This is a genomic window from Thermostichus sp. MS-CIW-36 (assembly GCF_054059035.1).
Window position 1 is genome coordinate 1 of the sequence record NZ_JBSSBR010000052.1, and the last position, 10,677, is coordinate 10,677.

General features: G+C 57.6%; 11 protein-coding genes and 1 pseudogene. 3 read left to right on the forward strand and 9 right to left on the reverse strand.

Annotated elements, in window-relative coordinates:
* Nucleotides 1-314: 314 nt before the first annotated feature.
* The 8 genes and pseudogenes from arsB to ACVWVQ_RS14025 all read right to left on the reverse strand — a co-directional run bounded on the left by arsB (nucleotide 315) and on the right by ACVWVQ_RS14025 (nucleotide 8,140).
* Complete coding sequence (gene arsB / locus ACVWVQ_RS13990; protein ID WP_457509046.1) at nucleotides 315-1,325, reverse strand: ACR3 family arsenite efflux transporter; 1,011 nt, start codon at nucleotides 1,323-1,325, stop codon at nucleotides 315-317.
* Nucleotides 1,326-1,811: 486 nt separating this feature from the next.
* Nucleotides 1,812-2,498, reverse strand: coding sequence for a VanW family protein (locus tag ACVWVQ_RS13995; RefSeq protein ID WP_457509048.1), 687 nt, complete (start codon nucleotides 2,496-2,498; stop codon nucleotides 1,812-1,814).
* A gap of 1 nt (nucleotide 2,499) precedes the next feature.
* A complete protein-coding gene (locus ACVWVQ_RS14000; RefSeq protein ID WP_457509050.1) occupies nucleotides 2,500-3,354 on the reverse strand; it encodes an anti-sigma factor domain-containing protein in 855 nt (284 codons plus the stop codon).
* 66 nt (nucleotides 3,355-3,420) lie between these two features.
* Entirely contained in the window at nucleotides 3,421-4,086 is a 666-nt protein-coding gene (locus ACVWVQ_RS14005) for a sigma-70 family RNA polymerase sigma factor (RefSeq protein WP_457509052.1), read from the reverse strand.
* Nucleotides 4,087-4,161: 75 nt separating this feature from the next.
* Entirely contained in the window at nucleotides 4,162-4,779 is a 618-nt protein-coding gene (locus tag ACVWVQ_RS14010; protein WP_414344038.1) for an ABC transporter permease, read from the reverse strand.
* On the reverse strand, nucleotides 4,776-5,744 hold the full coding sequence (locus tag ACVWVQ_RS14015) for an ABC transporter ATP-binding protein (protein ID WP_457509054.1): 969 nt from the start codon (nucleotides 5,742-5,744) through the stop codon (nucleotides 4,776-4,778). The genes ACVWVQ_RS14010 and ACVWVQ_RS14015 overlap by 4 nt, the downstream gene beginning before the upstream one ends.
* A gap of 25 nt (nucleotides 5,745-5,769) precedes the next feature.
* Nucleotides 5,770-6,669: a glycine betaine ABC transporter substrate-binding protein gene (locus ACVWVQ_RS14020; RefSeq protein WP_457509056.1), complete on the reverse strand. Its 900-nt coding sequence runs from the start codon at nucleotides 6,667-6,669 to the stop codon at nucleotides 5,770-5,772.
* Nucleotides 6,670-6,804: 135 nt separating this feature from the next.
* Nucleotides 6,805-8,140, reverse strand: a pseudogene (locus tag ACVWVQ_RS14025) (RNA-guided endonuclease InsQ/TnpB family protein).
* A 180-nt stretch (nucleotides 8,141-8,320) separates the two neighbouring features.
* Between ACVWVQ_RS14025 and yidD the strand changes: the two are divergent.
* Nucleotides 8,321-8,590: a membrane protein insertion efficiency factor YidD gene (yidD, locus tag ACVWVQ_RS14030; protein WP_414409354.1), complete on the forward strand. Its 270-nt coding sequence runs from the start codon at nucleotides 8,321-8,323 to the stop codon at nucleotides 8,588-8,590.
* Nucleotides 8,591-8,607: 17 nt separating this feature from the next.
* Here yidD and ACVWVQ_RS14035 read toward each other — a convergent pair whose 3' ends face one another.
* Nucleotides 8,608-8,991 (reverse strand): RidA family protein, encoded by a 384-nt coding sequence (locus ACVWVQ_RS14035; protein WP_457509058.1) that lies wholly within the window; start codon nucleotides 8,989-8,991, stop codon nucleotides 8,608-8,610.
* A 171-nt stretch (nucleotides 8,992-9,162) separates the two neighbouring features.
* Between ACVWVQ_RS14035 and ACVWVQ_RS14040 the strand changes: the two genes are divergently transcribed.
* Both ACVWVQ_RS14040 and ACVWVQ_RS14045 read left to right on the forward strand, forming a co-directional pair.
* A complete protein-coding gene (locus tag ACVWVQ_RS14040) occupies nucleotides 9,163-9,513 on the forward strand; it encodes a phenylpyruvate tautomerase MIF-related protein (RefSeq protein WP_011432208.1) in 351 nt (116 codons plus the stop codon).
* A gap of 80 nt (nucleotides 9,514-9,593) precedes the next feature.
* The gene (locus ACVWVQ_RS14045; protein ID WP_457474332.1) at nucleotides 9,594-10,340 is read left to right on the forward strand and encodes a TVP38/TMEM64 family protein; all 747 of its coding nucleotides are present in this window, start codon (nucleotides 9,594-9,596) and stop codon (nucleotides 10,338-10,340) included.
* Nucleotides 10,341-10,677 lie beyond the last annotated feature (337 nt).

Below are 10,677 nucleotides of genomic sequence, written 5' to 3' on the forward strand. Positions count from 1 at the left end.
ACAACTCTTTGCCGCAAATCCAAAGAATGAGTCGGCATTCCTTTCTCTCCTTCCTCTTGAATACCTGTACCCTATTTTAAATTAAAAGGCTGTAATTCCACTTCCCCGAAGGGAAGCGACTGATTCATTTTATGGTAATAATACAGGCCCGAGTCCATTGGCTACAGCACCTGATATGACCACTGCATTTGTACATACCCCATCACAATGGGCAACCAAGACAATAGATTTAAGCCCGTATGCTTCTCAAACCGCCGCCAGAATCAGATTCCAATTGCGAAGTGGATGGGGAAATGTTACTTATCTGGATTTATTTAATACCTCCAACTGTTAGCGATGGCTACCAAAGATAACATGATGGGTACTTCTATGAGTACACCAACCACCGTGGCTAACGACGCACCTGAATTAAGACCAAAAAGTGATATGGCTACGGCAACTGCGAGTTCAAAAAAATTACTGGCACCAATCATCGCAGCCGGTGCACAAATCGGATGTGATAAACGGAGCAATTTTCCACCCAGCCAGGTTATAAAAAATATGAAGTAGGTTTGAATGGTCAGTGGTATGGCTATCAACAAAATGGTGTATGGATGATCCAGTATGTGTTCGCCCTGAAAGGCAAAGAGTAAAACCAGGGTTGAAAGCAATGCTAGTATGGAAACAGGACGAAGTGCCGGAAGAAATTTTTGTTCAAACCAATCCTTTCCTTTTCGTTGAAGCAATATCCGATTGGTCAGATAGCCCGTAGTTAGCGGTATAACAACAAAAACAACCACCGAGGTAATCAGTACTTTATACGGTATCTGTATGTCGGTTACTCCCAGCAGCCATTTTACAATGGGTACAAATGCAACCGGCAGAATAAGATCGTTGACTGAAACTTGTATTAACGTATAATTGGCATCGCCTTCTACCAAATAACTCCACACAAACACCATGGCTGTGCAGGGTGCAGCACCCAGCAGAATGGCGCCTGCCAGGTACTGGTCTGCATCTTCCGGAGTGATCCAGGTAGCATACAGATTTTTAAAGAAAATCCATCCAAACAATGCCATGGTGAAAGGTTTGATCAGCCAGTTTACAGTAACTGTCAGCGCCAGCCCTTTCCAATTTTTTGAAACACCGCCTATCGATGAAAAATCAACCTGTACCATCATCGGGTAGATCATCATCCAAACCAACACCGCTACCGGAATGTTGATGGTATATATCTGCCAGCTTTCAAGCACCGAAACAGAATTCCCCAGTATCTTCCCAAGACCAATGCCTGCAGCAATGCATAGCGAGACCCAAACGGTAAGGTATTTTTCAAAAAACTTCATGGGTTGAAATTTAATTACAGCGTTTCCATTAATTCCACTTCCCCGAAGGGAAGCGACCTGAAGACCGAACTTACCAGGAAACTCAAGAAACTGGTTTCCATTAATTCCACTTCCCCGAAGGGAAGCGACTCCCGCCGATTATAACCCTTGCTCAGAGCGGGATCCAAGGGCCTAGATCGACAGGGTCTCGTTTAAGGACTCCGTCCCGCTGGCGCGAACGGCTGCAATTTCCCCTTATTTTTCTCCGCCGAGGGGCCTGAAACCCTTGCCCAGAGCGGGATCGACCGGGTCAACGGAAGAATCAGGGTTTGAGGCTTGTCGCCGACCCTGTCGCTAACCATGTTGGTGTAGAAATTAACATGGATCCCTGTGTGGAGGTTGCTGGGGAGCTGCTCCTGAGACGCTGAAGTAGGGGGCCAATGGGGCGAAAAAAGGACTCCGTCCCGCTGGCGCGAAAGGCCTCCGGCCCGCTGGCGCGATGAGAGGCTAGGGAGCAACGACATAGCGATCTTGGGAGAGGCGCTCGTTACCCCGATACACGCTCACCTGCAAATGCTGGGGATCCAGCCGGTGCCCCTCTACACGGATGGGTGGGATCCTCAGGGCGTGGCGGGATCCCCGTCCCAGCACGGACACAATCAGGTTTTGGCCGCGGATCTGAACTCGTAGGCGCACCGGCCAGGGGAAAGGGTTGCGCAGCTTGAGGTCGGCCAAGCCGTACCAAACGGTGGCATCTAAGCCAGGGGGCACCGACTCTACCTGCCGGTAATGGGGGTGCCTCTCCACCACCTCCAGCCCTGCCAACAGAGCGGCATTGTAAAGGCTAGAGGACACCTGACAGATTCCTCCCCCAACCGAATCCAGGGTTTCGGCCACCATAAACACCGGCGCGGGCACATAGCCTCGTTCCAGGCTGCGCGGCCCCACCACTTGGTTGAAGGAAAAAATCACTTCTGCCTGTTCCTGTGAGCGTGTCGCAGGCATGATGTAAACTCCATCCAGGCTTTGGACGGCTCGGCGAATGTTGTGGAGTTGAGAAGGAGTGCGCTCCTGCAAAGAAGTAACGTATTGGCTTAGGGTTGTTGGCGTGGGATCCGTCCACCACAAGGCCAGAAGGGCCAGTAGCGCCCCCACCAGCACAGCCAACCTCCGCAGGCCAACCCTTCCTCTCACCTCACACCTTGCCCGTCAGAAGGGGTTTCAAGGACTCCGTCCGAGTAGCGCGAGCGGGCAGTTGGCGGGAACCGGTCGCGATCAGCAGCTCTTGGGCGCGGGTACCTGCCGGCAACGTGCGGGATGGGCGTAGGGCCACCAGAGCAGAGCCTTGAGCATCCACCTGAAAGTCACCACAGTGGAGGAACTCGCCATTATCCAGCTTGAGCCAGAGGGAGTAGCGCTCCCCCGCCACCGGTTGGGGCAGATCCCGTGCGGCCAAGATAACCTCCTGCCAGTCTCCTGGGCGAAACAGCACATTGGCCGTCCCCGCCTCCCCCTGCAAATGCACCAGACGGGATCCCGGCTGTTGCAGGAGATGAGACAATGCTCGCACCGGCTCTAACTGGGCTAGTTGCAGTGCTTGCCGCAGTCGCCAGTTGTCTAAGCTGAGCAGAACCAAAATTGCCGCCACCAAGCCTCCCAGCCAGCGCCACCCAACCCCAAAAGCAGGCAATGGGGAGTGAAGGGGGACTGCCATCTCCTGCTCGCGCAAGCCCATAGCCCCCACCTCTGCCATCACCTTATCGCGCAAGCTGGCAGGCGGGAGCACTCCTGGCAATCCGTAGGGCAACAACTCCAAGGTTTCTTGCATAGCTTGCAGCTCGGCCACCAGCCGAGGGTCTTGGGTTAGGCGTGCCTCTAGAGCACTCACCTGTTCAGGAGATAAGTCCCCCAGCAGATAGCCGGCCAGTTCTTCCCGTTCCTCTGTTAAAGGGGGCGAGGTGGATAAAGACTCCGTCCCGCCGACGCGAAAGGACTCCGTCCCGCTGACGCGATAGGACTCCGTCCCGCTGACGCGATCAGACATGGCCATCCCGACACCAGAACTCAACTCCAAACCTAGGACTCCGTCCCGCTAACGCGAAAGGACGCGGTCCCGCTAACGCGAGCAGAAACCCAGAAGGGCGCGCAGGGATCCCCGCAATTTGCAGAGAGCTTGGCGAGAGCGGGTCTTAACCGTCCCCAACGGGATCCCCAATTGGCGAGCAATGTCCGCCTGGCTCAACCCTTGGTAATAGAGCAACTCCAGGATCTGCCGCTGGCTTTCGGGCAGTTGGCTGAGGGCCGCTTGCACCGCTTGCCGCCGCTCCTCGATGGAAACCTGCTCAAAAGGGAGCGGGATCTTGCTATGGGACTCCGTTCCGTCAACACGAACGGCGCTGAGAAGGGTTTGCCAGCGTTTCAACAGAAGTTGATGGCTGCCCTGAGAACGCAGACGGTCAATGGCCCGCGAACGGGTCAGGATGCACAAAAAACTGCTCAGGGATCCCCGCCGCTCGCGCGACTCGGACGGAGTCCTTGGATCACAGCCAACCTTGCGCCACAGCTCGACAAACACCTCCTGAGTCAGGTCTTCTGCCTCGGCCACGTGGCCCAGGATCTTGAAGGCCAGCCCATAGACCAAGCCGGCATAGCGATCGTAGAGCGCAGCCAGAGCAGCAGGTTGCCCCGCCTTGAGCGCTTCCATCAGCTCCCAATCGGCGCGGGATGACCAATCTCTCACCCGCTCACGCCAGCGGGACGGAGTCCCTGGTTGCTCACCCATGCTACACCCAGTTTCGCCCCACAGAACTATACACAGAACTACAGAGAAGACCGACCTGCTCGAAAGTTTATCCCCTCAGCCACGGCGGGCCGCCCATTCCAGGCTGAGCAAGGCTGTGTTCACCAGCAAGGCCAGGGATCCCACCGCCAGGGATCCGGCCCAGATCTTGTCGTAGCGACCGGCCTGGGCAATGCCATCGAACAGCAGGGTTCCCAGTCCCCCTGCCCCAAACTTGGCGCCCACGGTGGCAATGGCAATGGCCACAATTGCCGCCAGCCGCAGCCCTGCCAAAACAATGGGCAGCATGAGCGGCACCTGCACCTGCCACCACCGTTGCCAGAGGTTCATCCCCATGCCCTTGGCAGCTTCCAGGATGGCAGGCTCGACCGAGCGCAGGCCCACGCAAAAATGGCGCACCAAGATCACCTGCGTGTAGATCACCATCGCCACCACCACCGAGCGGGCATTCAGGCCAAGCCAGGGCACCAACAAAATGATCAAAGCCAGGCTGGGCACTGTGTACAGGATGCTGAGGATCCCCATGACCGGCAGGGCCAACCAGCGCACGTGGTGAACCAGCAGAGCCAGCGGCACCGCCAACACCACCGCCATGCCCAAGGTCATCCCCACCATCGCCAGATGCTCTTGGGTGAGCTGCCACATCAGGCCGGGGTGGTTGAGGAGATAGCTCACGCGGATCCCCCCTCCAGCATGGCCAAGCTGCGAATGTGATCCAAGGTCAAAACGCCGATGGCCCGCCCGTCCTCCCACACCGTCAGGGCTGCCGCCCCTGTGCGCAACAGCAGGGACAAGGCTTGCCGCAAAGTGGCCTGGGGCCTCACCATCGCTCCCTCTTGGATTTTGTGGTTGTGCGGGATCCCGGCCATCGCCGTTTCCACCCGCAGCACACTCAACTGCCGTACCATGTCATCTGCCCCCAGCAGTTCCCTGACAAAGGGAGTAGCCGGCTGGGTGAGCAGCCGAAAGGGAGTGTCGAACTGCACCACCCGCCCCTTCTGCATCACCAAAATGCGATCCGCCAGGCGCAGCGCCTCTTCCACATCGTGGGAGACGAACAGGATGGTTTTTTTCAATTGCCGTTGCAGGCGCAGGATCTCATCTTGCAGCTTGCTGCGGGTAATGGCATCGATGGCCCCAAAAGGCTCGTCCATCAGCAGCAGCCCTGGATCCCCGGCCAGGGCCCGAGCCAGACCGACCCGCTGTTGTTGTCCGCCCGACAGTTGAGCAGGGTAGCGGTTTCTGTACTCATGGGGGGGCAAATTAACCAAGCTGAGCAGCTCGTCCACCCGCTCGCGGATGCGCTCCTTCGCCCATCCCAAAAGTCGCGGCACCACCGCCACATTCTGGGCCACCGTCATGTGGGGAAACAGCCCCGATTGCTGGATAACATAGCCGATCCGCTGCCGCAGAGCCGTGACGGGAAACTGGCGGATATCCCGCCCGTCCAAGCGAATCTGCCCCTGGGTGGGATCCAGTAGGCGATTCACCATTTTCAGAAGGGTGGTTTTGCCGCAGCCAGAAGGCCCCAAAATGACCACCAACTGGCCCGACTCCACGGAAAAACTGCACTCGTCCACAGCCGGCTGGGAACTGTGGGGAAAGCGCAGCGACACCCGCTCGAACTCAACGGTGCTCACCTCAGGGCCTCGTGCAAGGGCAAGATTATTTCTTCAGGATGCCGGCTTCCACCAAGAAGGCTCTGGCCACCTCCGCCGGCTCCTTGCGGTTGCCGCTCACCTCGTAGTTCAACCGCTGCATCACCTCGTCCGTCAGCAGGGGGGAAAGGGCATTTAAGGCAGCAGCAATGCCGGGGTTGGCCTCTAGGGTGTCCTTGCGCACCACCGGCGCCACCTGGTAGGGGGGGAAAAGCTGCTTGTCATCCTCCAGCAGCACCAGGTCAAAGGCGGCAATTTCCCCATCGGTGCCAAAGGCCACCGCCACATCCGCTTCCCCATTGACCAAGCCCTGGTAGCGCAGGCCGGGATCCACCGCTTTGTAGGCTTTGAGCCGAAAATTGCCGTAAGCTGCTTGGATCCCGGGTAGTCCATCTTCGCGGGCTTGAAACTCCGGCGGCCCGATCATCACCAGCTCGCCCGCTTTGGCCACCATGTCCGAGATGGTGGCAATGCCCAGCTCAGCCGCTCTAGTTCGGGTCATGGCCAGGGCCTGAGTGTTGTTCATGGGGGCGGGATCCAGCCAAATCAGTTGGAACCGGCTCTCGTACTCGCGGGCCACCGTCGCGTACACCTCTGCCGGGTCGCCGCTGCTGGGCAACTTGAGCACCGTCAGCAGGCCGGTGCCGGTGTACTCTGGGTAGAGATCGATCTCGCCGCTCAGCAGGCCCGCATGAGCTACCGGCGTGCCCCCCAGGTTGAGCTTGCGCTCCACCGTGAACCCTGCCGCCTCCAGGGCTAAGGCGTACATTTCCCCCAGAATAAACTGCTCGGTAAAGTCCTTGGAGCCGACGATGATGGGCCTGGCGAGGCCCCTCTGGGGAGCGAGAACAAGAACCGCCAGCCCCGACAGGGCTAGCAGGGCCAAGCGACGAGTGGTTTTCAGCATAGACAAGGTGAGAAGGGATCCCAAACTCAAGATCAAGGGGCCCTGCCAAGAGAGTTCCGGCCTGGGCCAGGAAGTTTTGGCTGTCAAACCACCATTAAACCATTATTTTCCCTGAGCCTTGACATACTCCCCTGCCTAAAGGCAGGGGATTCTGGTTCCTGGTTCTGCGACAGCACTTACCGTGTCAGGTTGCCCCTCCACAGCAGCGGTGCTCATCGCGGCAGCGGGCCGTAGGCCTTTCTCCCCAGGCGTTCCCCCTTTCGGGGCGGTTCCCTTTTGCCCAAAGGTACCGTTGCTCCACTCCTCACCCAACAGCTCCAACCCTTTGCGCAGGATGTTGATGGCCGCATTCTCATCCCGGTCGATCACCACCCCACACTGCGGGCATTGATGGGTGCGAGTGGACAGCGTCTTCTTCACCCGGTGGCCACACCGAGAACAGTCCTGACTGGTGTACTGGGGCGGCACGGCCACCACCACCTTGTTGAAGACCTTCCCGTAGGAGTCCAGCCACCCGGTGAATAAACTCCAGCTCGCATCGTGAATAGTGCTCCGCACCGCTTACGCGAGCGACTTGGCCAAGTGGTGATTCCGCGCCAAGCTGCGCACCGGCAAGTTCTCATACGCCACGATGTCGCTAGACAAAGCGCTCCGCGCCGCCGTAGGCGAGCACTACGCACCGGGCCAGCTTGATGACCCAGTCTCTACGCTGGCGTTGGACTTTGAGATGCACCTTGCCCAGCCGCTTCCTCTGCTGGTGGTAGTTCTTGGATTGGGGTTTGGCCCCCTTCTTGAACTTTCTGCTCAGTCTCCTTTGCTGTTGTTTCAACCTCCTCTCGGCACGACGCAAAAACTTGGGACACGGCACAGCGTTCCCATTGCTGTCGGTGTAGAAGTGCATCAAGCCCACATCCAGCCCCACCGCCTCGCCGGTGTAGCCCACCTTCTCCCGACGCTCCACGTCCAGGCAGAACTGGGCGTAGTAGCCATCGGCTCTCCGCACTACCCGCACCCGATTGATTTTCAGGGTGAGGATGTCCCGCCGCGCCTCGCCGTTGCAGTACAGGGCAAAGGTGCCTGCCTGGAAGCCGTCCGTGAAGGTGATAGACATTCCATCTTGGGAGAGCTTCCAGCCGGAGACTTTGTACTCCACGGAGCGGCAATATTTCTGGAACTTGGGATAGCCCTTCCGGGCTGCCTTCTCCTTGCAGCGGCGGTAGAAGTTGGAGATGGCAAACCAGGCTCGCTCCGCACTGGCTTGTCGGGCAGAGGAGTTCAGCTTCTGGGCGAAGGGGAACTCTCTGGCCAAGTCCTTGCAGAGGGAGTACAACGTGGCCCTGTTCACCCCCTGATGATCCATCCAGTGGCGCAGGCACTTGTTGCGCACGAACTGGGCAGTCCGAATGGCCTCATCCAAGGCTTGGTACTGCTGGGCTGTGCCGTTGAGGAGCTTGGCTTCGAGGACGCGCATGAGCCTACTTTATCAAAGGTCTGGCAAGATAAAAGCCGCTCTTGTCGCGTCAGCGGGCCGTAGGCCTTAGGGCGGGGCTTTAAACCCAGTTTTCTTGGTAACTGCAAGGATTGACAATAGAGATCGCCGGTACGTTCCAGATGACCTTGAAGTAGCGATGCGCTTTTTGGACTCCGACCCATGCCCGAACAATCGGATCCCCTCACCCGCAGCTTGATTGCCCTGATCCGGGGTTACCAGGTCGGCATTTCTCCTTGGCTGCCACCTGCTTGTCGCTATTACCCCACCTGCTCTCAGTACACCTTGGAAGCGGTGCGGCGCTACGGTGCCCTACGAGGGGGTTGGCTGGGGATCCGTCGCCTCTGTCGCTGTCATCCCTGGCATCCAGGGGGCTACGATCCGGTTCCCGATTTGCCGGGATCCGCGCCGACCCAGAAACCATTCCGCTAGCCGGACTCAGGAGACATTTAGGTCGATTGTGGGTAGCAGGCCACAACCTCGATTTCTACTCGGGCATTGAGGGGCAGGCAGGCCACCTGTACGCAAGAGCGGGCCGGAGCCGGATCGGTGGCAAAAAACTCTCGATAAACCTCGTTCATGGCCGCAAAGTCCTCCATATCGGCCAGGAAAACCGTTGTCTTCACCACATTGGCGAGAGTGGTGCCCCCCGCTTCCAGCACTGCCTGCACGTTCAGCAACGCCTGCCGAGTTTGAGAAACAATGTCCTCCCCCACCAGTTTGCCGGTTTTGGGATCCAGGCCCACCTGTCCGGCGGTGAACAGAAACGGCCCCAGAGCAGTAACGCCCTGGCTGTAAGGGCCGACAGGAGCGGGGGCAGCCTCAGTTTGCACAGCACAATGGCCTGGCCCGATTTGGCCCTGCTGGTGGCCGATCTCTGGCTTGGCCGGCTTCGTCTGCTCCATAGAGGTTTGCCCAACTCTGTCGCTACGCTACCACAGGTGGATCGCCAAAAAGCGGGGCCAAGAATGCCAAGATGAACTCGTTGAGAGGGAGAGGGATCCATGCCTTTGATCAAGCTGCAAACGTCTGTGCAACCAGAAATCGCCGCAGTAGAGGAACTGCTCAAGGTGCTGTCTGCTGCTCTATCTGAACAGTTGGGCAAGTCGGAAGCCTACGTGATGACTGCCTTTGAAGGTGGGATCCCGATGACCTTTGCTGGCAGTGGGGATCCCTGTTGTTACCTAGAAATCAAGAGTATCGGGCAATTTTCCGCCCAACAAACCCGAGCCATGAGCGAGTTTTTTTGCGGCACCATCGAGGCCCGATTGGGGATCCCCAAGAAGAGGATTTACATTGAGTTCAGCGATGCCAAAGGCTATCTTTGGGGATGGAACGGCACGACTTTCGGGTAAAGATACTTCCCCCACTCCAAGAGCTGTCTACTCTGGCTTGCCCTAGCTCGCCTCACAAGAACTTTGTAGGAGTTTAGCCAATGGAAGAGCTACCTCAACTCAACACAAATCCCCAAAAGCAGCGGATTTTGCTTAAGCTTGCTACCGGCTTGGGCTTGGCCATTTTTATCTTTTGGGCAGCCCATCGATTGGGATTTTTTGGAGTTATTCAAGACTGGCTCGCCGAAGCTCTGGCTTGGATTGAAAGCTTGGGGTTGCTGGGGCCAATCCTCTTCATTGCCATTTACATTGTAGCGACGGTGCTGCTTCTACCAGCCTCGGTGCTGACCTTGGGGGCAGGGGCCGTGTTCGGGTTGCTGGCCGGAACTGTGTACGTGCTGATCGGGGCAACCATTGGAGCCAACTTGGCTTTTTTAATCGGGCGCTACTTGGCGCGGGAACAGGTGGCGAAATGGATTGAGGGAAACGCCAAGTTTGCGGCCATCGATCGAGCGTTGGGACGTGAGGGATGGAAAATAGTCGGCCTGATTCGGCTGTCGCCTGCGTTTCCCTTCAATGTGCTCAACTACGCCCTGGGGCTGACCCAAATTTCTTTTCTGGATAACTTGTTGGGCACTGCCGGGATCGTGCCGGGCACTTTTATGTATGTGTACATCGGTTCATTGGCGGGATCCCTGGCCGACATGGAAGGCGCGGAGTTGGATCCTCAGGCTCAAACCGCCCAATGGGTCGTTCGCCTCGTGGGGCTCATCGCCACCATAGCCGCTACCGTCTACGTCACTCGCATTGCCCGCAAAGCCCTACAAGAAGCGGTGGAGCCTGCCTAGGGAATTGCATTTTAAACAAGAATGAAATCTGTTGCATTGCTTCCCAACTCCTCTCTCTCTGGGAGAAGGACTGGAGGTGGTCGCGGAAGCGGCGCGGGGCGTTTGGGCAGCAGTAGGAGTGTCTCAATCCAGTTTGAAATGACTATAAGTTGGCTCGGCGAGCTAGTGTGTAGAAAGCACCGGGTTGAGAACGCTCACCGTTGGGCAGAGGCTTAGCCGACAGCTTGACAGAGGGTTTCCTGCCTGATACATTTACGCTGAACACTGCTGAACATCACTGTTCAACTATGCAGCGATAGCATTCTGTTTGTTTCCATTCGCGTTAGCGGGACGGAGT